Here is a 26107-nt window from a genome sequence, read left to right as displayed (position 1 = left end):
TTCTACGTCTTTTAAAAAAACCCACCAATGGGTGTTGGTGTTTTTTAAAGAACAACAACTTTAAAACCTTTGCGTTTGCCAAACCCTTGTCCTATAAGGCTTTCCCGGCGAATAGGTCAGGGTTTATGGGGTGTAAAGTCAGGGTTTAGGGGGTGAAACCGTCGATAAAGGTCAGGGTTTATGGGGAAAGGTCAGGGTTTATGGGGGCGCCGCGCTGTTCCGTCGGTCAGGGCTGCGTAAACAATTGATCTGCAAGCTTTTTCCGGTGCCGTCAACAACGTACGGTCTTGGAGGGTCAGGGTTTATGGGGCGAAAGGTCATCCTTTATGGGGCCACCAATGAATAGCTCACCGGTCAGCAATCCAATGAGTCAAGAAGTCAGGGTTTATGGGGAATTGGTCCTAAACCTTGCTAGACGAGCAACGACTGAAGCCGATTTCTGTTTTTCGTTTCGCTCGTCCCCGACGTTGTCGCACTCATCAAGAGAACTCCAATGATCCACCCGCAATGAAGTCAGGGTTTATGGGGTGCGCCGAGTACGAAAGGTCATGGTTTGTGGGGAATGACAAAAGCGGCCTCCAACAGTCGAGGCTGCCCCAGAGGGTGTTCTGAAAAGTCATGGTTTATGGGGCGAACGGAGTCGCTATCAAAAGGTCATGTTCTTTCTCTTGAGGACCTGACTCCGAGTGCTTACAATCGTCCGCTTAATGGAGCGGCACATGCCTAATGTTAGACCCCAGCCTCCGGCGAGCGAACTACGAAAACACGTGGCTACCGTGCATGTGAGCGGTGAGCTTTCATTGCTCGAGAGGAAAATCGTCAACGTCCTTCTGTTAAATGCTTTCGACGAGTTACTAACCAGCAAAACCCATTCTTTGCCTGTCGGCATCCTTTGTACGATGCTGGGGTTCGACAGTAAAAATACCGATGCCCTCAAGAAGGCACTTCTCAAGATCATGTCGACGCCGATCTCGTTCGACTTGCTGCACGAAGGAGGGAAGTCAGAATGGGCCGCTTCGCCATTGCTTTCGCATGCCGGGATCAGAAACGGGGTGTGCTCATACGAATACAGCGATTGGCTGGCCAGGAAACTGGCCAATCCCGATATCTACACGCTGATCAACATCAACGTCCAGCGGCAATTCAGCGGGGGCTATGCGCTCGCGCTCTATGAAAACTGCCTGCGATTCAAACGCACGGGCTCGACCGGCTGGATTCCCGTCGAAACGTGGAGACGTCTGCTAGGCGCCGACGCGAGCATGTATGACGAGTTCAAGCACTTCTCCAGCGAAGTCATTAAGAAAGCCGTCAAGGAAGTCAATCTGGTTTCAAACATCCTCGTTACGCCCGAGTACAAGCGCGAGGCGCGTCGAGTTGCCGAGATCCGCTTTCTCGTCGCGGAGAATCCGCAGAAGTCGGTGTATGACGGCGGCGATGAAGACGATCAAGACAAGATCCGTGCGTCGGACTCGTTCCGACGCCTCACGGCGCTCGGCATCGGTGATCGATTAGCCATCACCTGGATACAGCAGGAACCCGCCAGAGCGCTTCAGACAGCGATCTACGTCGAAGAGAAGGCTCGGAAGAATCAAATTAGTGGAAGCCCGGGCGGTTATGCCCGCAGCATTTTCGAAAATGGCAACAACCTCGAAGTCAGTCCACAGGAGCGATTGCAGGAAGAAAAGCTAGCTGCGGCCAGGTCCGCGGAAGAAAAAAAGAAGACTGTAGAAGCCGCGGCCGATGCTCGGGCTCGCGAAACCACTGCGGCAATCAAGGCACTTCCGAATACAGAGCGGAGAAAACTCGCGGCCAAATATCTTGCCGATGGCGGGAAAGGCATGTCGTACCAGTCCGAAACGGGAACATTTAAGGACGTGCTCGAGCGCACGGCTTACACCGCCTGGTTACGTGCGACGATTTCGGCGCGTATCAAGGCATGAAGCATGTCGCGTCGGCGAATGACCGCGGACGCCTGACGCACGCCAGAGCAGAAGCAGTATTGGAGGGGACTAGTTAGCGACGCGACGCGCGCCGACTCGAACAACATGCACCAGATCAGTTTCGTCGATGCGCCAAGCAACGAGAAATCCGAGTCGTACAAGTTCTTCAAGTGCCTTTTTTAAATTCACTCGGAAATGTGAAAGCGCTTTGGTCTGCGATCCGCACTGTTGGTGAATGAATGCGACCTTGTGTGGAAATGGCACAGCGTGTGTGTGGTAATAGCTATGCAACCACTTCGACAGTTCGGATTTGAGGCGCTGTCGCTGTTCCCGAGCTAAGCGCGTGTAGTCGTCGTGACTAAACAACGACGCGATCTCAGGTTCGATATAAGCGGTCCAGCGTGTCTTGCCATCCGTTCCTGTCTCAGCGCCATCTCTCCACAGGAACTTCCGAACCAACTGTCCTTGGAAGCCTTTCTTGTTTCCATCGAATTTTACATTGACGGTACTTTGCTGCAGCCGTTCGATGGTCGTCACGAGGCGTGCGTAACCCTTGCTTGATGTGTCCCATCCAAGCAGCTTCAACATCGCGTAGCCCGTGAATTCAACACGTTCAGACAATTGCGTGTCGCGTGCAAGGTGCAGTATCTCAAGAAAGACGTCGGCGTCATCCTGCCGCAACTCCTCGCCCTTGAGTGTGATGGTGGTCCCGTCGACGCTCGCGATCTCCTTGCCTCGATAATGCTCTCGCGGAGCTGACGCTTTATTCACGTTGAAGAGCGCAGACCGAGCCAGTGAGTTCGGCATACCGCGAACGTTCGGCGGCCATAACGGGATTTGCGTGAGCGTCGACGCAGCCGGCATGGCCGCTCGGTTTTTGACAGTATTGGCCATTGCTTTTTCGGCGATTTTTTTCGCGAGTTCGACTGGATTTGTCATGCGCCTCAGTATAAGAATCTTCGGGGCACTATCAAGGGCCGTGTATCGGGTTTCCAGCGATGGTCAAAATTTACTGTTTTCGAGGTATCGAGCCCTGTGGATAACCATCGGGTTCCCAGCGATGTTTGGCACTCGGGTTTCTAGCGACCAAATTCGGGTTTCCAGCGACGAGATATCGGGTTCCTAGCGACGATGATATCGGGTGGCTAGCGATCGAAGTACTAGAAATTATTTATAAAAATCAAATAGTTAAATTAGGTTTTGCCGACGCTAATCTTTCTTTAATCTTTATTAATCAAGTAGAGCATCGCTAGAAACCCGATAGTGCCATGCTTGATCAATGATCGTCGCTGGAAACCCGATAGTTCGACCTATCGCTAGAAACCCGATACTAATCGGCAGCGCTTCCCTCTGTTTGCAGACGAACCTTCACGGTAGTGCACCAATCCACTCCCCGCCGTGCTCGGCCTGTTGGTGCAGAATGAGACTTTCAATTTGACCCACAACACCATCACGTTTTTTCGGCGCAATGAAACCTGTGATACCGTCGTAACGTTATTGGAGGAAAGGGGTTTGACCTGGCTGACCATTGCCTTCGTCGAGCGCATCTTCGCGATTGAGCGACGATTGCCGCACCGAACAGAGGCCAGCATCGAAAACGCCCGAAAGCGCGACGAGCGTCGGCATCCGAACGACGCGTGACAAAAACTGAAGCAGCCGCGCTTCCCCTTAACTGACGGAGGGCATATGACAATTTTAAGCATCATCGGGACGATTGTTTTCGTCGCGATGGTCGCACTCTCGTTGTTGGCCGTACTGGATATCCTCTTCTTCAAGTCCGACAAAAAGAAGATACGGAAGAACAATGCCGCCGCGCGACGACTCCATGAACACGAGCGTCCGACATGGTCACGAAAATAAGTTGCCTCGTGCCCGCGAGGCAATAGAAGACCAAAGACGCCTCGCGCCCTCGCTATCGATACGCCCATATCGCGCCGCTGCGTGTATAGATGACTAGGTTTCCGTCGTTCTGCATGTGCGTGTAGGCGCCGTCATTGCCTGGCGTGCCGCTTTCCCAAACAGGCGTCCCGTCGGAGTCGAATGTGACAAGGTTGCCGTTTTCCTGCATCCGCACTTCGGCTGCCGCCGACCCCTTCGTGCCAGCCGACCACAGCGTCGTGCCCGACTGCGTCACCGTCAGATCTCCATCGGCTTGCATATTGAGATTGAAGCGGTTGTCGCACGATGACAGCTTCTGGCCGCGCGCGAAACCCTGGCCCGGCGCCAATTGGCCGCACGCTGACGGCGCCCGGATCGGCGGCAGGACCGCGAGCGCATCGAGATCCAGCGCGTTGGCGATTGCTTGCAAACCCGCCTCGTTCGGATGCAAATGATCGCCGCTGTCATAGGCCGGCAGCAACGCGGCGGTATTGGCCGGATCGCTCACGGCTTGCGCCTGATCCAGCACCGCGTCGCAGCCGTTCGTCGAGTTCAGGACGAACGCGTTCACTTGCTGGCGCGCCGCTTCAATATCGCCCGTTGCGCTGAACGGCGTCAGCGTCGAGCAGATCACCTTGATGTTGACGCGATGAGCCCGCTCGATCAGCTGCTGCAACGCGCTGATCAGTTGTGGCGCGGTCGAAGGGGTGTCGGTGTTGAGGGTGTTGATTGCGTTATCGGAGATGATCACCCACTTGGCGCCCGGTTGCTGCAGGGCATCGCGAGCGAAGCGCGTGAGGCCAGCCTGGCCGGCGCTGTCGGTGAAGAAGTTGTTGCCGCTGATCCCCTTGTTCAGCACGCCCACGGTCATACCGGCCTGCTGCAGCCGTACCGCGAGGCGATTGGGCCAGCGCCGGTTGCTGTTGGCGCTTGACGCGAGGCCGTCCGTAATGGAGGCGCCGAACGCGACGACCGAGCCCGTCGCGGCGTCGTTCAGTACGTCGAGGTTCGTGAGGAAGTAGTAGGACTGGCCGCCTGTGGAATTCGCAATCCCGCCCGAGAACACAGGATCGGCGCTGACGTCCCCAGAAGCGATATAGGCGTCCTGCAAGCCGTCGACGTGCCCGGTAGACCGTGAAGGGGTCTGCGAGGGGAAATAAAGGCTTATGGCGACGTCGGAGAGGGCAGGGACCTGGAACACAACCGGATCGCTCACGGCCGACGCGCCCGCAGCGATCGTTACATTCGGCTGGCCGCCGAAAGTGATGGCGCGGTCGCTACCCGTCACCGCCTGCTGACCTTGCGCACGTCGGGCGATGCGCGCATTGCCGATCACGAGCGGCGTGGTGCCATAGAGATTCGACACGCGGATCCGTGCCGATATCCCGCCGATGCTGGTGCGCACAATCTGCCGTACCGTCTGGTTGTTGAAGCCGGAATCATCGGTGATGGAGGGCGCCATCGACCAAGTGCCCGTCCACGATGCCGCGGATGCGGTGCCTTGTGCAAAATAATGTGTCGTGTCCGGCATCACGATGACGACCACTAGCACCGCTTGCAAAAGCACGCGTATCCATCGTTTCACGGTCTTCCTCCTTGTGAAGCACAAGCTTCAGGTCCGCGCCCCGACCATCAACGCTGCTGTGGCACTGCAAACACCGGATCGGCGACTTTCGGAGCCGTCGTCTTGCGGTTCAGATCTTTAATGAACGCTTCGCTCAGCGCCACGACCTTCGCCGCCGCTCGCGGATCGAAAAGCGCGTGATCGAGCTCATCGAAAACGATAGCCTTGAGATTCGAAAAGCGCGACAGCTTTTTACCGCGTTTGCCGAAATGCGCATTGAACTGCTCCATTCCTTCATCGCCTGAACCGTAGACGAAGAGCGTACGGACGCCTTTGCGTTCGAGGGCTTGAACGACGTCATGCGGGTCTGTCAACGCAGCCGCATGGGTCGCGACGTCGACGTCGCTCGCCGCAACCAGCCTGTGCGAGCGCAGGCGCGCCATCAGGTTCGCTGCGACCGCCTGCGCGATCGGCCCGAACCGGCGCTTTCCACTCAGAACGAGCCACCATTTGGATGGTTTGAAAATCGCAGGTCCGACACGTTTCATCGAGTTGCGTTGCAGCTCTTCCAGTTCCTCCATGGACATGCCGTCGGGTACATGAAAACGCGCGAGATTGACCGCGATGACGGCCGTGAGCGCAGGCTCCACGAGCGAAGCACGCAATGCGCTGTAGGCGCCCGAGCAGATTCCGAACGAGACGACCGTGTTATAGCCCTTGCGCTTGAGCCAGGCCGCTGCCGTCGCCACGTCTTCGACGGTTGTGCGCGCATGGATCGATGCCTTCAGGTCGAGGGGGCCTTGCGCGATTCGCGGTGCACTGTCGCCGACCCCGCGCGCATCGATGCGCATCGATGCAATACCGCGGCGAGCCATTTCCCGCGCAATGCGCACCGAGCGACGGCTGTCGCCGTGATGCACGGTGTCGGCTGTATTGGTGATCAGCATGACGGGACCATACGCGAGCCTGCCGCGCGGTTCGCACAAGATGCCGAAGAGGCCGTGGTTGCCGAAGATGACGGGACGTTCGCGGGCTTCTGGCGTATCGATGATCGCTTCGTCGTCAAGCGAGACGCTTGGCCGTGCGCCTTTGTTCGAAGGGCTTCGAACGCGAGTACCCGGATCGCTGTCCGCCACCCATTGCGCGGCCCGTGCAAACGTGTCGGCCGGTACGACCGACGATTTGGTTTCATCCATGTATTCGAAGTAGCCTTCGAAAGCGCCTGTTTCGACCTCGCCGCCGTGTCCACGCAGCGTCGAACAGAGTGCGGCGCTCGCCCGGGACCGAGCATCGATCACCAGAACGCGCGCAGGGGAGGCGGGATGATCGGCCATTGCCTTCGGAAGATCGATCGCCTCGATCTCCCTGCAAAGCTTGTCGCTATAAAGCTGTCCCATCACGTTCAACGGCTTCTCAGGTTGCGTGGCACGCAAAGGCGCCACGAGATTCTCGAGCCATGTCTTGCGCAGCGCCGTCAGCTCGCGCAGATAGACACGCCCGCGCGTAACCGGCGCGAGCAGCACGAGTGTGTCCACTGCACATTGCCGCGATGCCAACGCCGCAAAAGTCGCCCCCAAACGCAAGCCGCATAGCGTCACGCTTGTCACCCCGGTGCGGTCCTTCAACTCCTTGACGGCCGCGACGATATCGGACACGAACGCATCAATCCGATGGGCGTTGCCATCGGCGCCCTTGGAGTCGCCCGTCGCGAGATAGTCGAAGCGCAGCACAGGAATCCCGTACGCGGACAATTCCTCGGCGAGATAACGGATGCCCTTGTGGCACCACGCTTCTTCATGACCAAACGGGCTGCAGATTACGACGCCCCGTGTACCGTGACCTGGATGAAGCCATCCAAAGCGACCACCGAATGCGATGGGTTTCATGGATTGCCTCGACCGGCTGGGTGATCGTCGCCTGCGATAAACGCATGGCAAATAACGGATGTTGCAATTTCTCTTGCAACCGCACCGCGCGATGTTTTTGTCTTGTAGCGCATCAACGTAAAGCCTCTTTTTTGTTCTAAGCGTTTGGGCCGATTGAATCGTGCTTTAGACATGTGTTCGGTGCGCTAAACAACACTATGCGAACCTGGAAACGCATTTGACCTGGACAAAGACAGCAGCGCCAAGGCTTTGCGGTGATTGGAACGCTTGCCTTTTAAGAAGCGTTCAGGCGAAGCTCTCAAGAACAAGGCATATCGGCTTCAGAAGCGTCGATTGGGTTTTACCCGTAAGCGTGACCTAGGCAGACTGTGCGAGGTCGCACATAGCATTGTCAGTCGTCACAGTAATCTGTTCTCGAGGGTAAATGACCCCCTAGTCAAAAGTGGGGCATTTGTAGGAATGCGATTGCCGAGGCGAGAGCCAGCGGCAAATAAATACTCTATAACGCGTTGTTCCAATACGGGTGCGCGATGAATCGCGAAAACATCTTCGGGGGAAGCGTGCGTATGTACGCGCGCGAGCCTTTGTTTCAAAATCTACCTGAGCGAGTCGCTCAAACGCGCATGTCGCGCTTCACCGCAGCGCTCGAAGCCTCAAGCGGCGAGCGCTTTGGGGACTATCCGGCACTGCACGCCTACACCACGCGCGAGTTCCGCCGTTTCTGGCCGTTCTTCCTGCAATGGACCGAAGGCATGGAGTGGTCGGGCCGGCCGGAGCCGGCCTGCGTCGGCGACGAATGCGAGACCGCGCGCTTCTTTCCGAACGTCGAGCTTAACTACGCGCAAAGCCTGCTCGGCCGCAAGATCGCACCCGACGAAGCACCGGCGTTGACGGCGCGCTATGCCGATGGTCGACGCGAAAGCATCACGCGCGGCGATCTGCGCGATCGCGTCGCGCGGCTAGCGCAATCGCTGAGCGAGCTTGGATTGCGTCCGGGCGATCGCGTGGTCGCGATGATGCGCAACGACGCCCAGGCGATCATCACGGCGCTCGCTGTGACGGCGCTCGGCGCCACGCTTTCGACCGCCGCCCCTGAGACTGGCGTCCAGGCGATCCTCGACCGCTTCGCGCCGATCGAGCCGCGCATGCTGTTCGCGCACACGACGCAGCGCTCGTTCGACACGGCCGGTTCGATCGCCGCGCACGTCGCCGCGGTGGCGGGGGCCTTGCCGACGCTCACAGATCTTGTTTGCCTCGACGAGACGCCTTTGCCGAGTACGGTCAGCCAGCCTCAGCATTCGCTGCGTGATCTCATCGTCAAGGGCGACGCCGGGCAGTTCGAATGGCGGCACTTTCCGTTCAATCACCCGCTTTTTATCATGTTCTCGTCGGGCACGACGGGAAAGCCCAAGTGCATCATGCATGGGGCGGGCGGCACGCTGCTCGAGCATCTGAAAGAGCACCAGTTGCATAGCGATCTGGGGCCCGGCGACAAGCTCTACTTCCACACGAGCTGCTCGTGGATGATGTGGAACTGGCAGTTGTCGGTGCTGGCATCGGGCGTCGAGATCGTCACCTACGACGGGCCTGTGACCGAAGTCGACACGCTTTGGCGCCTCGTCGCTGATGAGCGCGTGACCGTGTTCGGCACGAGCCCCGCTTATCTCAAGATGAGCGAGGACGCGGGTCTCGAACCGGCCAAGCAGTTCGCACTCGATGCGTTGCGCGCGATGATGTCGACGGGCGCCGTGCTCTACGACACACAGTTCGAATGGGTGAACCAGCACGTCAAGCCGCTGCAGCTTCAATCGATTTCAGGCGGCACCGACATCATCGGCTGCTTCGTACTCGGTAATCCAAACCTTCCGGTCCATGCGGGCGAGGCACAGTGCAAGAGCCTCGGGCTCGATGTGCAGGCGTGGGACCAGGGCGTGTCGACCTTCATGACCGGTGAGCTGGTTTGCGTGAATCCGTTCCCGTCGCGTCCGCTAGGCTTCTTCGGCGACGCGGACGGTTCACGCTTCCATGCTGCCTATTTCAAAGCTAATCCGGGTGTATGGACGCACGGCGACATCATCGAGTTCTCAGGGCAGGGGTCTGCGCGCCTGCACGGTCGCAGCGACGGAGTACTGAACGTGCGCGGCATCAACGTGAGCCCGGGCGAAATCTATCGCATTCTGAGCGATATCGCCGAGATCCATCAGGCGATGGTCGTGGCTCAAGCGCCCGACGAAACGAGCGTCATTGGCCAGCGCGTCGTGCTGCTGCTCGTGCTGCGCCAGGACGCGCGCATGAGCGCCGCGCTCGCTTCGCGCGTACGGCGTGAGCTAATGCGGCAGGGATCGGCGGCGCTCGTGCCGGATGTGATCGCCGAAGTGGAAGCGCTACCGTTCACGCATAACGGCAAGGCATCAGAAGCCGCCGCGCGCGATGCCGTGAATGGCTTGCCGGTACGCAATCTGTTGTCGCTGGCGAATCCAGGGTGCGTCGAAAAGATCAGCGCGCATCCCGCGCTTGCCCGCAAGCGTCGCGAGCTACCGGAACCGGGCGAGTCTACCGGACAAACCGAAACCTATCTGCGCGCACTTTGGGAGCAGCTTTTCAGCTTCTCGCCGATCGGTCTCGACGACAATTTCTTCGAGCTCGGCGGCCATTCGCTGCTCGCCGCGCAAATGCTCGCCGAGGTCAAGCGGGCTACCGGACGCACCTTGCCGCTCGCGACGCTCATCATCGCGCCGACCGTGGCGCGGCTCGCGGCGGTCATCGTTGAAGACGTCGTGCAGGGCGCACGTCCGAACCTCGTGCCGATGCGCGCGGGGCGCGGGCGGCCGGTCTTCATGGTCCACAGCATCACAGGTTCGGTGATGGAATGCCTGACGCTCGCCGGCACGCTTCAAAGCGAGCGGCCGGTGTACGGCCTGCAGGCGTGCGGGCTCGACGGCGACCAGGAACCGCAGCGCTGCGTCGTATCGATGGCGCGCGTCTACGTCGAGCAGATGCGCGCCGTGCAGCCGAGTGGCCCGTATGCGCTCGTCGGCTATTCATTCGGCGGGCTGGTGGCCTTCGAGATCGCACAGCAGCTGATCGCGGCAGGCAAAAAGATCGAGCTGCTGTGCCTGCTCGACACCTACGTTAACGAGCGCTATCTGCCACTGCCGGCATGGATGCGTTTCCAGTCGCAGGTAATGGCGGAGCGCGTACGTACGTTCAGGGAGCTTTCCGCGCGCGAGCGCCTGGACTACGTGAAGGAGAGACTGTCAGGCGCCGCCGACCGCATTCGCATACGGCTCGGCAAGATGGCCTGCAAGCCCGCCTCCGATACGCAGGGCCTGCCGCCGGTGCTGCGGCAAGTCCGCGAGTCGATGCGCGTTGCGATGGCGACTTATCGGCCGCGCCGCTACCTCGGCAGCCCGATCGTCTACGTGCGGGCGTCTATCAAAGAAGACGGGCAAGGCGATCCTTTGCCGGTCTGGCAGCGGGTCGCGCGCCTGGGCCTGATGGTGAAGAACGTCGACGGCAAGCATACCGATCTCGTCGTCGAGCCGAACCTTGCGACGGTCGCAGATACGCTCGCGCGCCGGCTGACCGACGCCTGACGAGCGCCGCGGGCGCGGCAAAGTGATTCCGCCGCGCCCGCCATACGCCTGGAATCCACGAGCGATTCAGGCGCAATTCCCCGCTTTAAATCCCTCCTTTCAAATAAATTGCTCATATGTTTTAAAGCCGGATTTAAACCGGCGGTATGAGTACGTCTAAATATTCTTCATACCGTTTAAACCCTAAGTAAGCTGACAAATTAAATCGGTATCTATGACCATGTAAATTCTGACGGAACAGCAAATTATCCCGCGCTAACTAAATCATCAGATTATATGACGTACGTTTTGAAACAAGTGTAACGTGGAATCACAATTGGTAATCTGATACGATCATTCAAAGTCGGTAATAAGTTATCGATCAGCTATCGGTTTAAGTTTTTCATCGGTATATATTGCTCCATCGAATTGCAGCCGTAGCGCCCCTTCCTGGAAGAGACCTGCTTTACCCCCTGAAGCTTTGCTTCGCTTTTAAAGCGGAGAAACGCTTCGGGAATTCGCTCGCACCTGCGCGTTTTCGCATCGCCGATTACGCCAGACAACGCGTACGCAAGCGCTCGGGCTTTTGCGCCCGTTATCCCGCTTGATTTCCCCTTTTAAACGCCTGTGTGGTTGAGGTCGTGCCTGGGTTTGGGCTTTTGATCGCGCCGGCATAGCTGGAAGACTTGAATGCTTAAGAAGACATCAGCTCAACATTCCCGAGTTGGCGAGGATCGACTCGTGGTCCGTCGTAAATTCCTAGCGTCGATATTGGCCGGCAGCGGCGCGCTCGTGTTGGCCGCCTGCGGCGGCGGCAGCGATCCTTCAGAACTCGACGCGGTAGCGAACCGAAGCCGGCGCCGTGGCGGTTCGTCCTCGAGCGGCGCCAGTTCTACACCAGCGGCAGGCACTCCGGTCGCGACCACACCGGCCAACACCTCGGGCGTCCTGCTCGACACGTCTTTCGGTGTGAAGGGCGACGGCGTCACCAACGATCTCGACGCGCTCCAGCGCGCCATCGACGGCTCGGTCGGGCAGATCCTGCTGATTACCGGAAAGTCCCGTATCGATACATCCGGTCTAAATCTGCGCACCAACAGTCACATCCGTTTTGCAAGCGGCGCGTCGATCAAGTTGCTACCGCACAATACGCAAAATTATGAAATCATGCGTATCTGGGACGTGGATAATGTCACGCTCGAAAGTCCGTATCTCGACGGCAGCAAGGAATTGAATTCGTCGAAGACGGGTGAATGGGGAATGGGGATTTCGATTTACGGCTCGACGAATTGCACCATCACGTCGCCAACCACGATCAATTGCTGGGGCGACGGTATTTATATCAATAATAGCGAACAGCGAAGCAACGTCTACAGCAAGAACATTACAATCAATTCTCACCACGCGAGCGGTTGCCGTCGTCAAGGTGTATCGATCATTAGCGGCAGCGGGATCACGTTCAATACACCACTTTGGGAAAACATCGGAGGAACGCAACCCGGCGCCGGTCTCGATATCGAGCCTAATGACAATACCGCCGTGATTGAAAATATCCGCATCGTCAATCCGACGACAAAAAACTGCGCCGGCGGCGGAATTCAAATTTGGCTCGCGGCCTTTCCGGGCCCGGTCAGCAAGACGGTCAGTGTCAGCATCTCCGGTCATACGGATACGGGCAGCCCCGGCGGTGCATTCAACGTCGAGGCACTGCAATTGGAAGGTCGCGTTGTAAAGGGGTCGATTACCAGCACCAATCCGGTCTGGAAGCGCGCGATGATCCTGGCCGACTGGGACAAGGCCGGCCCGACGGTGACGGTCACCGGCGCAAAGATCGGTTGATGTAAGTGTTTCGGCGGGGGCGCGATACCGCGACGGATCGCGCCCTCGATGTTTGACTGGGTCCTGCCCAATCTTCGCGTTTCACATTCCTGCCTCAAAAACAGCACATCGGCTTTTGCCGCTCATGCTGATTCTTATTCTTCTGTTAGATATCCCACAGTATTTTGCGTGAAAACCATAATATGTCTTGTCGGACATTTTATGGTTTTCCCTATTTTACAAAATTGATAATTTTTTCGTAAAACGTTTGCGCGTCCGCTTATAGCCGGATAAGGCCGGGGTTAATTTGTGTGCACTATCGCGCATACTTGGTGCGCCCTTGTGCCGTATCGTTGCGTCTGGGAAAAGGGCGATTATTGTTTAATCGTCTCGGGGAACGTTTTCCAGAGGAAAATAACGATGAATAGTTTAAAAACCAGTCGACGCTTTAGTTTGCCGAATTCGTAGATAAAGCCTTCCTTCGGAAGGATGTTCCTTCGAGCCGATTTCTCATCCGACGATCAATCCATATTGGTCGCGCGCGGACGAGAGGGATGTTTTTATCCCTCGTTCGAATCCGCGTGCCTGCGCGGTCAAAAGAAAACCACGTGACGAGACGTGTCCATGAAACATAAAAATCAAGCGTCAGAGGTATTGTTGGAGCGTAACGATGAATTCGATCCAGGATCGATCATCGACACGTTGATTAATCACCGCGTCATGATCATCGCGACGACGATGCTCTTCATCGTGATGGGCGGACTGTACGCGTTCTGCGCGACACCCGTCTACCGGGCGAACATCTCGGTCAAGGTGGAAGACAACAGCACGACCACGCTCCCGGACTCAAAAGACCTGGTGCGCAATGCGTCGTCGATGTTTGAGGAAAAGTCTTCGGCCGAAGGCGAGATGCAGATCCTGCGCTCGAAATCCATCGCCATGCAGACGGTGGATTCGCTCAAGCTCTATATCGAAGCCGAGCCGAAGCGCCTGCCGGTGTTCGGCGGCCTGATCTCGCGTCACAACGACGCGCGGCTCGCGCCCGGACTCTTCGGATGGGGCGGCTTTGTGTGGGCCGACGAAGCGATCAACGTGGCGACATTTGAAGTGCCCAAGAAGGACGAGGGCGCCGGCTACACCGTCACCGCGCTGTCGAGCGGCCAATACCAGTTGCGCGGACCGGGGATCGAGCAGCCGCTCACCGGTCGGGTCGGCGTCGAAGAGCAGTTCGAAAGCAGTCACGGCCCCGTTACGTTGCTCGTGAGCAAGATTGACGGTGAGAACGGCGCGACGTTCAACCTGATGCGCCATTCGCGCCAGCAGACGCTCGAGCAGTTGCAAAGGCGCCTCCAGGTCAGCGAGCAAGGCAACAAGTCGAATGTGGTCGGCGTCTCTCTGGACGGCAGCGATCCGGTTCTCGTGAGCACCATCCTGAACGAGATCGGCAAAGAGTACATCCGCCAGAACGTGAACCAGAAGGGCGCCAATGCTGAGAAGTCGCTGACTTATCTCGAGCAGCAGCTGCCGACGGCTAAGCGTCAGATGGAGCAGGCCGAAGACGCCTACAACCAGTATCGCAACAACCACGGCCTGCTGGACGCGGACGAAGAGGGCCGCCTCATTCTGAGACAGGCCACCGAAGCGGACACGCGCCTCGCTGACCTAAGGCGCCAGCGCCAGGACTTGACCGCGCGTTTCGCGCCGTCACACCCGAGCGTGGCAGCGATCGACCAGCAGATCGCCGGTACCAACAAGTACGTCGAAACCCTCGCATCCCGTGTCCGGGCGATGCCGTCGGCCGAGCAAGGTGCGCTGCGCCTGATGCGCGACATGCGTGTCAGCTCCGATATGTACGCGGCGTTGCGTAACAACATCGAAACGTTGCGTCTGGTCAAGGCCGGCAAGTCTGCCTCCGTGACATTGCTCGACAACGCGGACGTCCCCGAGCAGCCGGTCAAGCCGGTGAAGTCGCTGATTCTGCTCGTGGCCGCCGTGCTGGGTCTGCTCATCGGTGTCGGTCTGGCCTTCCTGCGCGATTTCCTGTTCAAAGGCGTCGCCGATCCGGAAGAGCTCGAAGCGCGCACTGGCCTGAGCGTCTACGCGACGATCCCGGTCAGCGACCGTCAGCACGAACTGACGCGCCGCATGTCGAGCAAGGGTGAAGAACCGCTGGCTCTGGCGAACCGCTTCCCGATGGACCCGGCAGTCGAAGCGCTGCGCACGATGCGCGCCTCGCTCCAGTTCGCGTTGAACGGTGATCGCAACAACGTCGTGATGCTCGCGGGACCGCTGCCGGGGATCGGCAAGTCGTTCCTGTCGGCGAACTTGAGCACCTTGATGGCTGCTGGCGGAAAGCGCGTGCTGCTGATCGACGGCGACCTGCGCCGCGGCCATCTGAACCAGTACTTCGGTTTGCCGCGTGGTGCTGGCCTAGCTGATCTCGTCGCCGGAAATCGTTCGCTCGACGACACCGTGCACAAGGAAGTGTTGCCGAATCTCGACGTCCTGCAGTGCGGTGAATATCCGCGCGATCCGGCCGAACTGCTCCTGAGCGCCAATTTCAGGGCAACAATTCGCGCCGCGTCGGAGCAATACGACATCGTCCTGCTCGATGCACCCGCGATCCTGGCTGTCTCCGATACCGCAACGATGGCGCCCGTCGCCGACTCGATCTTCCTGGTCGCGCGTTTCGCCGATACGCGTGCCGGCGAGATCTCGGAATCGGTCAAGCGTCTCGCGCAAACCGGCTCGAAGGTCGAAGGCATCTTGCTTAACGGCTTTAAGGTGAATCGTGGCAACTACGCCCAGTCACGCCGGTACGGCAACTACGCATACGAAGCCTACTACTCCGATTCAACGAAATAAACGCGCGCTTGGCCCGCCGAGTTCACAGCTGCTGAACCTCGGCCGTGGGTTCGACAAGACGCGGCACCAAAAAAAACAGGGGAAACCATGCACTCGTTAAACGAGCTGAAAGTCGCCGTCGTAGGTCTGGGTTATGTCGGGTTGCCGCTTGCTGTCGAATTCAGCAAGCGTCGCCCGGTCGTGGGGTTCGACATCAACAATGCGCGCATCTCGGCGCTGCGTGAAGGGCGTGACGTCACGCTCGAAATCAGCGACGAAGAACTGGCCGCCGCCACGGGCATGAAGTTCACGGCGGATGTCGCCGAGCTGAAGAGCTGCAACGTGTACATCGCCACGGTCCCGACGCCGATCGACGAATACAAGCGTCCCGACCTGAGCCCGCTGATCGGCGCGAGCCAGACCATCGGCAGCGTGCTGAAGAAGGACGACGTCGTCATCTATGAATCGACCGTGTATCCGGGCGCGACGGAAGAAGAATGCGTGCCGGTTCTCGAACGCGTGTCGGGCCTGAAGTTCAACGTCGATTTCTTCGTGGGCTACAGCCCCGAGCGGATCAATCCGGGCGACAAGACCCACCGCGTGACGGACATCAAGAAAGTCACATCGGGCTCGACGCCGGAAATCGCCGAACTCGTCGACGGGCTGTATCGCGAGATCATCGTCGCGGGCACGCACAAGGCGAGCAGCATCCGCGTCGCCGAGGCGGCCAAGGTCATTGAAAACACACAACGCGACGTCAATATTGCGCTGATCAACGAACTGTCGATCATCTTCAACAAGATGGGCATCGATACGGAATCGGTCCTGCAGGCCGCCGGCACGAAGTGGAATTTCCTGCCTTTCCGTCCGGGCCTGGTCGGCGGCCACTGCATCGGCGTGGACCCGTACTATCTGACGCACAAGGCGCAGGCGATCGGCTATCACCCGGAGATCATTCTTGCGGGCCGCCGCCTGAACGACAGCATGGGCGGCTACGTCGCCGCGCAGCTCGTGAAGGCGCTGACCAAGCGCCAGATCGGCGTCGCCGGTGCGCGCGTGCTGATCATGGGCCTGACGTTCAAGGAAAACTGCCCGGACCTGCGCAACACGCGAGTGGTGGACATCGTCGCGGAACTGCGTGAGTACGGAGTCGAAGTCGATGTCTACGATCCGTGGGTCTCGAAAGAAGAAGCGCGTCACGAGTACAACCTGGACCCGATCGAGCATCCGGGCAAGGGCGTCTACGACGCGACCATTCTCGCCGTCGCGCATACGCGGTTCCAGGAACTCGGCGAGGACGCGATTCGCGTGTTCAACAAGCCCGAGCACGTGCTTTATGACTTGAAGTACCTGCTGCCGGCAGCATCGAGCGATCTGCGTCTCTAAACGGGTCCGCAACACGCCGTGCAGCACGTCGTACAACACGCCATCACAATGTGATGGCGTGCTCATCTCAAAACGGAGGGCATCGATGCCTGATCGCTACAACATCATTCGGCAACGACTCGCGCAGCATCCGCAGCAGTGGCTGATTACCGGCGTGGCCGGATTCATCGGCTCGAACCTGCTGGAAGCGCTGCTCAAGCTTGATCAGACCGTGGTCGGACTCGACAACTTCTCGACCGGCTATCAGCACAACCTCGACGAAGTGCGCTCGCTCGTCTCGCCGGAACAATGGAAGCGGTTCAGGTTCATCGAAGGCGATATCCGCCGCATGGAAGATTGCGCGAACGCGGTGAAGGACGTCGATCACGTGCTGCACGAAGCGGCGCTCGGCTCAGTGCCGCGCTCGGTGAACGATCCGATCGCGACGCACGAAGTCAACATCAGCGGCTTCCTGAACATGCTCGTGGCCGCGCGCGACGCCGAAGTTTCGAGCTTCACGTACGCCGCATCGAGCTCGACCTACGGCGACCATCCGGGCCTGCCGAAGGTCGAAGACCTCATCGGACAACCGCTTTCGCCGTACGCCGTCACCAAGTACGCGAACGAACTGTACGCCTCGGTCTTTGCGCGCACCTACGGCTTCAAGACGATCGGTCTGCGTTACTTCAACGTGTTCGGCAAGCGCCAGGACCCGGACGGCGCGTATGCGGCAGTCATCCCGAAATGGACGGCCTCGCTGATCCACGGCGACGACGTCGTGATCAACGGCGACGGCGAAACCAGCCGCGACTTCTGCTACATCGACAACGTCGTGCAGGCGAACATCCTGTCCGCGACCTCCGATGCAGAAGCACGCAACCAGGTCTACAACGTCGCCGTCGGCGATCGCACGACGCTGATCCAGCTCTACGACGGCCTGCAGTCCGTGCTCCGCGACAACAGCGTGTCCTGCGACAAGCGTCCCGTATTCGGTCCGTTCCGCGCGGGCGACGTCCGTCATTCGCAAGCCAACGTCGACAAGGCGCAGCGACTGCTGGGTTACGACAACATGATTCCCCTCGCGGAAGGGTTGTCCCGGGCGATGCCCTGGTACATCCAGTTCGTGGCTCAACGGTGATGTCTTTAGGATTGCCCGCGTCGCGGGCGCACTTCGGCACGGCCGATGTGTCCGCAACGGATAGCATTTCTTTAGGACGGTAGCGTCAATGTCTCAGATCGCAGGTTGGCGAAGCCGTCTTCTGCAGATGCACCCTGACCATTCCCGGATCGCGCGCAGTGCGGTCTGGGTTTCCCTGTTCGCGCTCATCGGCAAGTCGGCGGGCGCGCTCAAGGAAATGGCGATCGCGTATCGCTACGGCATCAGCAACGTCGTCGATGCCTATCAGCTCACGCTCACGCTGATCACCTGGCTGCCGGCGACGTTCGTCGCGGTCTTGACGGTCGTGCTCGTGCCGGCCTTGGTCGAATTGCGCTCGAAGCCCAAGCAGGAGCAGGCGAAGTTCCTCGGCGAACTTGATGTGATGGCGATCGTCGTCGGCCTGCTGTTTGCGGTCATTCTCTACTTCTCCTGGCCATATGCGCTTGATTTGATGGCGCGCAACCTGTCGGAAGAGACGCGCGTGATGTCGCGCCGGATGATGCTCGGCATGGCGCCGGTCGGCATCGTCATGCTGACAAGTTGCGTCTATGCGGCACGGCTCCAGGCACGCGAGAAGCACGTCAACACGCTGCTGGAATGCGTGCCGGCAGTCGTGCTGCTGGGCTTCGTCCTCGCCTGGCACGACGCGGGCTCGCCCGCGCCCCTGATTTGGGGCAGCACGCTCGGCTTCATCCTGCAGGCGGTGATCTTGGGCGTGCTGTCCGGGCGTGCCGACAGGATCCGCGCGCGACTCAGCTTTTCCCTCGGCTCTCCGCAATGGCCGCATATGTATCGCGCGATCGGCGTGTTTATGATCGGTCAGCTGATTATGAGTCTCGCCACGCCGCTCGATCAATATTTTGTGGCGGGTCTTGGCGACGGCGCCATCGCGACGCTCGGCTATGCGAGCCGCGTGCTCGCGCTGCTCGTCAGCATGGGCGCGGTGGCGATCAGCCGGGCGACCTTGCCGGTTTTATCAGAACTTTTGAGTGCAGGAGACAACGCTCGCGCCCGAAGCATCGCGCTAAAGTGGTCGCTCTTCATGCTGGCGATCGGGGCTGTCGTGGTGGTCGTGGCGTGGTTCCTCGCGCCAATGGTTGTGAAGCTGCTGTTTCAGCGCGGTGCCTTCAGCGCCGCGGACACGGCGGCGGTGTCTAGCCTGTTTCGCTGGGGACTGGTTCAGATACCTTTTTACTTCGCGGTCCTGGTGCTGGTTCAACTCCTTGCGAGCGAAGGCCGCTTCAAAGCAATGGCCGTCGTCGCGGCTGCGAATTTTGTCGTTAAGGCGGTGGCCAATTACTTCCTGATTCGATGGCTGGGCATCACGGGGGTCGTTCTGGCAACCGGCGTCATGGGTGCCAGTTCGTTCGGGTGTTATCTGTATCTCACGTTGTCAAACGGGTCATTAAAGAATAAGACGGGTCCGCTATGAAAATTCTGCTGTTCATCCATTCCCTGCATTACGGCGGTGCGGAGCGTGTGGCCATGAACCTGTCGAGCGAATGGGTCGCGCAAGGTCTGGATGTCAGCGTCGTGACGCTGACATCCACCGCAAGCGACTTTTATGAACTTCACGATTCGGTCGAGCGCATTACGCTCGACCTTGCGGGCGCCACGGGCGGCTTCGCCGGCGCAATATTCGCGAACGTGCGCCGGATGCTGGCATTGCGCCGCGTGCTCAAGAAAGTGAAGCCGGATGTGGTGATGGGCATCGAGACGCGGCCGTCGATTCTCGCGATCCTGGCCGGCCTCGGCCTGCCTTGCAAGGTGGTGGCGACCGAGCACATTCATCCGCCGATGCTCTTCGAAGGCAAGTTCTGGGAGACGCTGCGTCGCTGGACGTACCCGTTCGCGGACAAGGTCGTCGCGTTGACGCAGAAAAGCAAGGTGTGGCTGCAGGACAACTGCAATTGCAAGTCCGTGAGCGTCATTCCGAATTCGATCTCGCTGCCGATTCCGGTCGTGGAACCCATCGTCCCACCGCAAAAAGTGGTCAGCGCGAAACGTCGCGTGTTGCTGGCTGCCGGACGCATGGCACCGCAAAAGGGCTTCGACATTCTGATCGATTCCTTCTCGCGGATTGCAAGCGATTTCCCCGCGTGGGATCTCCTGATCCTCGGTGATGGCGACGACCGCCGCGCGCTCGAAACGCAAGTGGCGGCGGCGAAGCTCGGCGATCGCGTGCTGCTGCCGGGCCAGGTCGGCAACATGCCAGACTGGTATGAACGCGCCGATCTGTATGTCATGAGCTCGCGGTTCGAAGGCTTCCCGATGACGATCGTCGAGGCGATGGCAAGCGGCTGCGCCGTGGTGAGCTTCGACTGCGACACGGGCCCCAGAGACATGATCACGCACGGCCACGACGGTCTGCTGGTGGGTGCTGTCGGCGACCCGCAGGCGCTCGCGGATGCCTTGTCGACCCTGATGAAGGACGACGGGAAGCGCGCGCTGATGGGATCGAACGCGCAAACCGTTATCGACCGGTTCTCGGTGGCCCGTGTTTTCTCGCTGTGGCGTGACGTGTTCACGCAAACCGGCTTGAAGCCTTCGCGGACCATCGATCGTGCTTCCTTGCGGGTGACGGAGTGAGCACCGCGCTTCCAATCATTCAGCGGGCGGAGACCTGACACCATGAATATCGTCTTGTTCATTAGCGCGATGCAGGATGGCGGCGCCGAAAGCGTCGCCGCGACGCTGGTCAATGCGTGGGTCGATCGCGGCGACACGGTGACGCTCGTCGCCACGTATTCCGGACGGAGCACCTGTAATTATCCAGTGTCGGACCGCGTGAAGTTCGTCTACCTAGCTGACCTTGTGAAGCGACGCAGCCGCGGCCCGCTCGCCTTCGTCGAACGGATGCGTGCGCTGCGCGCGCTGATGCGCGACAGCAAGGCGGACGTGATCGTGTCGTTCCTGACGAACGTGAACGTCGCGACGATTCTCGCTTCGCGCGGACTCGGCATTCCGATCATCGTGAGCGAGCACACCAATCCGCTCGCCGATCGCCGGTCGTTCGTATGGCGCACGCTTTGTCGGTTCGTCTATCCGAAGGCGAATCTCCTGACGCTGCTGACCGACGACGTCGTCGCGCCGTACAGAAAGCTCGTGCCGGGATTGAAAGACGTCGCGGTGATGCCCAATCCGCTGCCCGATGGTCTGTTCCTCCAGCAACTGCAACAACCCGCCGCGCGCAAGCGCGTGATTACGCTGGGACGTCTGAACGAGACGAAGCAATACGACTTGTTGATTCGCGCGTTTTCGCTTCTGGCCGACGAGTTCCCCGATTGGGACTTGTGGATCTGGGGGGAAGGGCCGGAGCGCGCCGCGCTCGAGGCTCAGGTCGGCGAGTTGCGCATGGGCGAGCGGGTCTTCCTGCCCGGCCGCACGCTGACGCCGTGGAACGAGCTGGCGAAAGGCCAGGTTTTCGCGATGTCGTCGAGTCATGAAGGCTTGCCGATGGCGCTGATGGAAAGCATGGCGATGGGATTGCCGGTCGTCTCGTTCGACTGTCCGAGCGGCCCGAAGCAGTTGACGCGCAACGGCGAGGACGGTCTGCTCATCCCGCCCGGCGACGCGAACTCGATGGCCGCCGCCTTGCGCCGCCTGATCTCCGACGATCCGCTGCGCGCCGAACTCGGCCGGAAAGCCGCGATCTCGGTCCGCGAGCGCTATTCGCTGAAAGCGGTCTTGCAGATCTGGGACGAATTGTTCGACCGGGTCGGCGCGCGTGCGAAGCGTTTCGAATCGCCGCATTGAATAATCGCTGCGGCCGTGACTTGCCGTACCAACACAAAGCTCAGAAAGCCAGGAGCGGACATGACCGGACGTAAAGTTGTTCTCTTCGCCAACACCGATTGGTATCTCTACAACTTCCGCCTCTCGCTCGCGCAGAAGCTGCGGCAGGACGGCTACGAAGTCGTGTTGTTGTCGCCGCCGGGCGAGTTCGGGCCCAAGCTGCAAGCGCTGGGCTTCAGCTGGCACGCGATGCCGATGAATCGCCGAAGCCTCAATCCGCTTCGCGAAGTAGGCGTGCTTGCGTGGCTCGTGCGATTTCTCCAGTGTGAGAAGCCCGACCTCGTGCACGGCTTCACGATCAAGAGCGCGGTGTACGGGTCGATCGCGAGCAAGCTCGCCGGCGTCCCCGCGCGGATCAACGCTGTCGCGGGCATGGGCTACGTCTTCACGAGCCGCGATCTGAAGGCGCGCGTGCTGCGGCCCATCGTGCGGCAGTTGATGCGGACCGCATTGAACGGCCGTCGAAACGCGCTCATCCTGCAGAACCCCGACGACGTCGCGGTTTTCAAGAGCGCAAAGATCGTCGATGACCAGGCGATTCGGCTCATCAAGGGCTCGGGCGTGAACTGCTCGCGCTTTACCGCGCGGCCGGAACCGGACGAAGATTCGCGTGCTCCGTTGCGGGTCGTGCTGGCCGCTCGCCTCTTGTGGGACAAGGGTATTGCCGAGTATGTCGAGGCGGCCCGGGCGCTGAAGGCTGAAGGCCGCACGGTGAAGTTCCTGCTTGCCGGCTCGCCGGATGACGGCAATCCGGCTTCGGTCTCGAAGGATCTCGTCGAAGGCTGGGCCAACGAGGGGCTGCTCAAGTGGCTGGGTCACGTCAGCGACATGCCGAAGATGCTCTCCGAAGTCGATGTCGTCGTGCTTCCGAGTTACCGCGAAGGCTTGCCGAAGACGCTGATCGAAGCGGCCGCGTGCGCATTGCCGCTGATCACGACCGATGCCCCGGGCTGCCGCGAAGTCGTGAGCAACACGGGCGAGGACGGTTTGCAGATTCCGGTGCGCAACAGCGCGGCACTCGCCGACGCGATCCGCCTGCTCGACGACGACCGCAAGCTCTGCCGCAAGCTCGGCCTCGCCGCGCGCGACAAGGCGCTGAGCGAATTCGACGAATCGATCGTGATCAGCAAGACGCTGCGGGTCTATAGCGAATTGCTGGACCCGGCGGCGCACGAAGTCGTCGTGCCGAGCCAGCGCGAGCGTCAGATTTGAAACCGGGCGGCGCCGTCTGAGTGCCAAGGCAAGCCTCGCCTCGATGCGACATCATGAGGCTTGCTCCAAGACAGATTCAAAGAAGGAAAAATCCTGAAGGAGATTCAGTCGCTATGGTCGTTCCGAAATTCTTGTTGCGCTTCGATGACGTCACCCCGGAAATGGCTTGGTCGCGGTTCGATCCTTTCGATGAGCTTTCCAAGGATCAGGACTTGCCGCTGCTCGTCGGCGTCGTGCCGAAGTGCCTCGATGAGACGCTCGTCATCGAGCCGGCGCGAGACGCGTTCTGGGAGACAGTGCGCGGCTGGGCCGATCGCGGCTGGAGCATCGCGCAGCACGGCTACACGCATCAATACGTGACCGAGCACCCGGGGCTGTTGCGTCTCGGCAGCAAATCGGAGCTGGCCGGCCTCACGTACGAGGAGCAGTTTGCGAAGCTGCAGGCGGGCAAGAAGATTCTGCAGGAACAGGGCGTCTGGCAGCCGGTGTTCATGGCGCCGTCCCATTCCTTCGATGAAGCGACGCTCCGCGCGCTGGCCGATCTCGATTTCAAGTATCTGACCGACGGCAGCGGCGTCTATCCGTACAAGTTCGGCGGTCTGACGGCCGTGCCGCAATTGTTCGCCACGCCGCTGCATTTTGGCTTCGGCGTGTATTCGATCTGCCTGCATGTGAATACGCTGAGCGAAGCCGAAGTCGAGAAGATCGTCGGATTCGTCAAGAAAAATCGCTCGCGGTTCATCTCTTTTGAAGATGCCACGAGCATCAGGAACCCCGTTCCCGGCGTCGCGATGGCGATGCGCTTTCTAACATCGACCCCGTTGCGTGCGATGCGCCGCTTGCGGGGCTGAACTCTTATGAGGATGCACGGTGCGCAATAGCCGCAGGGCGGTGAATGCTCTTCTCTTTGGCAGCGTCGTGGACGCGATCACCCGGCCCTTCGCTGCCGTGGCCGACGTCGGGACCAGTCAACACGCCCCGGCCGACGAAGTCGTCGACCGGTGGTTCGGCGTCAGGGCGGACGGTAAGACGAATGACCGTGAAGCGCTCCAGAAGGCAGTCGATAGCGCCGTCGGCAAGACGCTCGTCATTACCGGCTCGTGCAGGCTCGACGAGCAAGGGCTGCACATGCGCAGCAACAGCCGCTTACGTTTTATGCCCGGTGCCTCGCTCAAGCTGCTTCCCCACGACAGCCGGAACTACGAAGTCATCCGTATCTGGGACGTGCGGCATGTGGTGCTGGAGAATCCGCGCGTCGACGGGAGCAAGGAGTTGAACGCCGCGACCGACGGAGAGTGGGGCATGGGGATATCGATCGCGGGCAGCACCGACGTGACGATCCTTTCCCCCACGACTACCAACTGCTGGGGCGACGGCATCTATATTGCAAACAGCTTCGGCAAAGGCCTGCCGTATTCGAGCGACGTGCGCGTGATGAACCACTACGCGTCCGGCTGCCGTCGACAGGGCGTGTCGATCATCAGCGGCCGGAATATCCTGTTCGATCATCCCGTGTGGGAAAACATCGCCGGTACGGCTCCATCCGCCGGACTCGACATCGAGCCGAATGGGAACACGGATGTCATCGAAAACGTCCGGATCGTTAATCCGGTTACGCGTAACTGCCAAGTCGGCATTCTCGTCTGGCTGGAAGCGCTGCCCGGAAGCCGCGAGAAGTACGTCAGCGTCGTGATCACCGGACACAATGACGAAGGGAGCCGGGAAGCGGCCTATAGTGTCTCCGGATTGAAGACGAAAGGCAGCGTGGTCACAGGCTACATCAAGAGCAATTCGCCGACATGGATTCGTCCCAAGCGGGACGCCTTCGTCAGCACCGACTATGACCGCGCGGGACCGAGAATCGATATCTCGAATCCCACGATCATCCGCTAGTGGCCTGTAACGATTGAATCGGGAGTAATTCGACGTGTTGGGTCAAAGTACTTCCACTTTACGGGTTTGGGTTGCTCGTTGTATTGCGGATGTAGCGCATGAGCTTTCGCTTGAGATCGGGTACCGAGGTGAATACGCCGCGCGAGATCACGTCACGCTCGATCTTGGCGAACCATAACTCCACCTGGTTGAGCCAGGACGAATAGGTCGGGGTGAAGTGCATATGAACTTGCGGGGGCTCGCTGAGAAACGCATCGACCTGCCGGGTCTTGTGCGCCGAGAGGTTGTCGGCAATGACATGAATTTCTTTGCCGCGGGGTTGGTTGGCCACGAGGTCGCTCAGGAACGCTACGAACTCGGCCGAGGTATGCCGCGTTGCCGTCTCGCCGAGGACTTCGCCAGTCTTTGTATTGAAGGCGGCGTACAGCGAAAGCGTGCCGTGTCTGAAGTACTCGAAGCCGTGACGCTCGGCGCGTCCCGGCGACAGTGGCAGCACAGGGTCTTTGCGATCGAGCGCCTGAATGGCAGTCTTCTCGTCGACGCTGAATACGGCCGCATGCTGCGGCGGGTTGAGATACAGCCCGATGACGTCGGCCGCCTTGGTCTCGAAGTCCGGGTCATTGGAGGCAAGGTAGCCCTCCAGCCGATGCGGCTTGATGCCGTGTTTGGCCCAGATGCGTGCCACAGTCATGTGAGAGATGTCGCCTGCGAGTTCGGCCGCGAGCTTGCGCGTGGACCAGTGCGTGGAGCCGTCCGCGGGCGTGTGCCTGGTCGTACGCGCAAGCACTCGTGCCTCCACGCGATCGGTCACCTTGTAGCGTTCGCGCCCGGTGTGACGAGCGAACAGGCCCGCCAACCGATCCGCAGCGAAGCGCTTGCTCCAGCGATCGATGTAGCTGTCGCTGCAATCGAGCTTGGCTCTGATCTGCGACCAGGTCAGCCCGTCAGCGAGCAGCAAGATCAGGCGAGCGCGACGTGCCGAATCCGCTCTCGCACGGTCCTCGCACTGGCTCGCCGCTGCAGTTCCATGATTTCGGTTTTGGTCAAGTTCATCGCGTCCTCCAAAGACGCAACGATACTTCCCATTTAAACGTTACAGACCACTGATATGTATGGACCGTGTCAAGTGCCAAAGGCAGCTCCCCGAAGCTTGACGGGTCAAGGGCGGGCGTGAGCCC

General features: G+C 59.7%; 16 protein-coding genes and 1 pseudogene. 13 read left to right on the top strand and 4 right to left on the bottom strand.

Annotation, left to right across the window (positions count from 1 at the left end; all coding sequences use genetic code 11):
• Positions 1–767 precede the first annotated feature (767 nt).
• Positions 768–1940, top strand: coding sequence for a replication initiation protein (locus tag AWB65_RS28960; RefSeq protein WP_235007822.1), 1173 nt, complete (start codon positions 768–770; stop codon positions 1938–1940).
• A 69-nt stretch (positions 1941–2009) separates the two neighbouring features.
• Here the strand turns inward: AWB65_RS28960 and trfA are convergent, their stop codons facing one another.
• Complete coding sequence (gene trfA, locus AWB65_RS28955) at positions 2010–2879, bottom strand: plasmid replication initiator TrfA (protein WP_087670404.1); 870 nt, start codon at positions 2877–2879, stop codon at positions 2010–2012.
• A 495-nt stretch (positions 2880–3374) separates the two neighbouring features.
• Here trfA and AWB65_RS35880 point away from each other — a divergent pair, with 495 nt between their 5' ends.
• Positions 3375–3581, top strand: coding sequence for a hypothetical protein (locus AWB65_RS35880; RefSeq protein WP_125474232.1), 207 nt, complete (start codon positions 3375–3377; stop codon positions 3579–3581).
• Between the two features lie 271 nt (positions 3582–3852).
• On the opposite strand, the gene AWB65_RS28950 is transcribed toward AWB65_RS35880, so the two are convergent.
• Both AWB65_RS28950 and AWB65_RS28945 read right to left on the bottom strand, forming a co-directional pair.
• Entirely contained in the window at positions 3853–5403 is a 1551-nt protein-coding gene (locus AWB65_RS28950; protein WP_235007821.1) for a GDSL-type esterase/lipase family protein, read from the bottom strand.
• 47 nt (positions 5404–5450) lie between these two features.
• Positions 5451–7268 carry an alpha/beta hydrolase family protein gene (locus AWB65_RS28945; protein ID WP_087670403.1) on the bottom strand — a complete coding sequence of 606 codons (1818 nt, stop codon included), beginning with the start codon at positions 7266–7268 and terminating at the stop codon, positions 5451–5453.
• 530 nt (positions 7269–7798) lie between these two features.
• Here AWB65_RS28945 and AWB65_RS28940 point away from each other — a divergent pair.
• From AWB65_RS28940 to AWB65_RS28890, 11 genes are all read left to right on the top strand, one after another.
• Positions 7799–10864 carry an acetoacetate--CoA ligase gene (locus tag AWB65_RS28940; protein WP_087670402.1) on the top strand — a complete coding sequence of 1022 codons (3066 nt, stop codon included), beginning with the start codon at positions 7799–7801 and terminating at the stop codon, positions 10862–10864.
• 669 nt (positions 10865–11533) lie between these two features.
• Positions 11534–12682 carry a glycoside hydrolase family protein gene (locus AWB65_RS28935; RefSeq protein WP_087670401.1) on the top strand — a complete coding sequence of 383 codons (1149 nt, stop codon included), beginning with the start codon at positions 11534–11536 and terminating at the stop codon, positions 12680–12682.
• A gap of 603 nt (positions 12683–13285) precedes the next feature.
• A complete protein-coding gene (locus tag AWB65_RS28930; RefSeq protein ID WP_087670400.1) occupies positions 13286–15526 on the top strand; it encodes a polysaccharide biosynthesis tyrosine autokinase in 2241 nt (746 codons plus the stop codon).
• Between the two features lie 87 nt (positions 15527–15613).
• Positions 15614–16891, top strand: a complete 1278-nt coding sequence (gene tviB / locus AWB65_RS28925) for a Vi polysaccharide biosynthesis UDP-N-acetylglucosamine C-6 dehydrogenase TviB (RefSeq protein WP_087670399.1) — start codon at positions 15614–15616, stop codon at positions 16889–16891.
• Positions 16892–16976: 85 nt separating this feature from the next.
• On the top strand, positions 16977–18008 hold the full coding sequence (locus tag AWB65_RS28920) for an NAD-dependent epimerase/dehydratase family protein (protein WP_087670398.1): 1032 nt from the start codon (positions 16977–16979) through the stop codon (positions 18006–18008).
• An 88-nt stretch (positions 18009–18096) separates the two neighbouring features.
• On the top strand, positions 18097–19461 hold the full coding sequence (gene murJ / locus AWB65_RS28915) for a murein biosynthesis integral membrane protein MurJ (protein ID WP_087670397.1): 1365 nt from the start codon (positions 18097–18099) through the stop codon (positions 19459–19461).
• Positions 19458–20618 (top strand): glycosyltransferase family 4 protein, encoded by a 1161-nt coding sequence (locus tag AWB65_RS28910; protein WP_087670396.1) that lies wholly within the window; start codon positions 19458–19460, stop codon positions 20616–20618. The genes murJ and AWB65_RS28910 overlap by 4 nt, the downstream gene beginning before the upstream one ends.
• Positions 20619–20660: 42 nt before the next feature.
• Entirely contained in the window at positions 20661–21785 is a 1125-nt protein-coding gene (locus tag AWB65_RS28905) for a glycosyltransferase family 4 protein (RefSeq protein ID WP_087670395.1), read from the top strand.
• 60 nt (positions 21786–21845) lie between these two features.
• Positions 21846–23036: a glycosyltransferase family 4 protein gene (locus AWB65_RS28900; RefSeq protein ID WP_087670394.1), complete on the top strand. Its 1191-nt coding sequence runs from the start codon at positions 21846–21848 to the stop codon at positions 23034–23036.
• A gap of 113 nt (positions 23037–23149) precedes the next feature.
• Positions 23150–23887, top strand: coding sequence for a DUF2334 domain-containing protein (locus tag AWB65_RS28895; RefSeq protein WP_159907841.1), 738 nt, complete (start codon positions 23150–23152; stop codon positions 23885–23887).
• Positions 23888–23954: 67 nt separating this feature from the next.
• Positions 23955–24929: a right-handed parallel beta-helix repeat-containing protein gene (locus tag AWB65_RS28890; protein ID WP_235007820.1), complete on the top strand. Its 975-nt coding sequence runs from the start codon at positions 23955–23957 to the stop codon at positions 24927–24929.
• Here AWB65_RS28890 and AWB65_RS28885 read toward each other — a convergent pair.
• A pseudogene (locus tag AWB65_RS28885) lies at positions 24926–25982 on the bottom strand (IS630 family transposase). The gene AWB65_RS28890 and the pseudogene AWB65_RS28885 overlap by 4 nt on opposite strands.
• Positions 25983–26107 lie beyond the last annotated feature (125 nt).

It is taken from the genome of Caballeronia humi (assembly GCF_001544475.1).
GTDB lineage: Bacteria > Pseudomonadota > Gammaproteobacteria > Burkholderiales > Burkholderiaceae > Caballeronia > Caballeronia humi.
The sequence above is the reverse complement of the archived record's forward strand: the minus strand, read 5'-3'. Positions and strand labels throughout refer to the sequence as shown.

Bases quoted from the DNA above. Each gene is read 5' to 3' on its own strand.
- AWB65_RS28940 (WP_087670402.1), top strand. From the start codon at position 7,799: ATGAATCGCGAAAACATCTTCGGGGGAAGCGTGCGTATGTACGCGCGC.
- murJ (WP_087670397.1), top strand. From the start codon at position 18,097: ATGTCTCAGATCGCAGGTTGGCGAAGCCGTCTTCTGCAGATGCACCCT.
- AWB65_RS28905 (WP_087670395.1), top strand. From the start codon at position 20,661: ATGAATATCGTCTTGTTCATTAGCGCGATGCAGGATGGCGGCGCCGAA.
- AWB65_RS28930 (WP_087670400.1), top strand. From the start codon at position 13,286: ATGAAACATAAAAATCAAGCGTCAGAGGTATTGTTGGAGCGTAACGAT.
- AWB65_RS28910 (WP_087670396.1), top strand. From the start codon at position 19,458: ATGAAAATTCTGCTGTTCATCCATTCCCTGCATTACGGCGGTGCGGAG.
- tviB (WP_087670399.1), top strand. From the start codon at position 15,614: ATGCACTCGTTAAACGAGCTGAAAGTCGCCGTCGTAGGTCTGGGTTAT.
- AWB65_RS28945 (WP_087670403.1), bottom strand. From the start codon at position 7,268: ATGAAACCCATCGCATTCGGTGGTCGCTTTGGATGGCTTCATCCAGGT.
- AWB65_RS28895 (WP_159907841.1), top strand. From the start codon at position 23,150: ATGGTCGTTCCGAAATTCTTGTTGCGCTTCGATGACGTCACCCCGGAA.
- AWB65_RS28935 (WP_087670401.1), top strand. From the start codon at position 11,534: ATGCTTAAGAAGACATCAGCTCAACATTCCCGAGTTGGCGAGGATCGA.
- trfA (WP_087670404.1), bottom strand. From the start codon at position 2,879: ATGACAAATCCAGTCGAACTCGCGAAAAAAATCGCCGAAAAAGCAATG.
- AWB65_RS28920 (WP_087670398.1), top strand. From the start codon at position 16,977: ATGCCTGATCGCTACAACATCATTCGGCAACGACTCGCGCAGCATCCG.
- AWB65_RS28900 (WP_087670394.1), top strand. From the start codon at position 21,846: ATGACCGGACGTAAAGTTGTTCTCTTCGCCAACACCGATTGGTATCTC.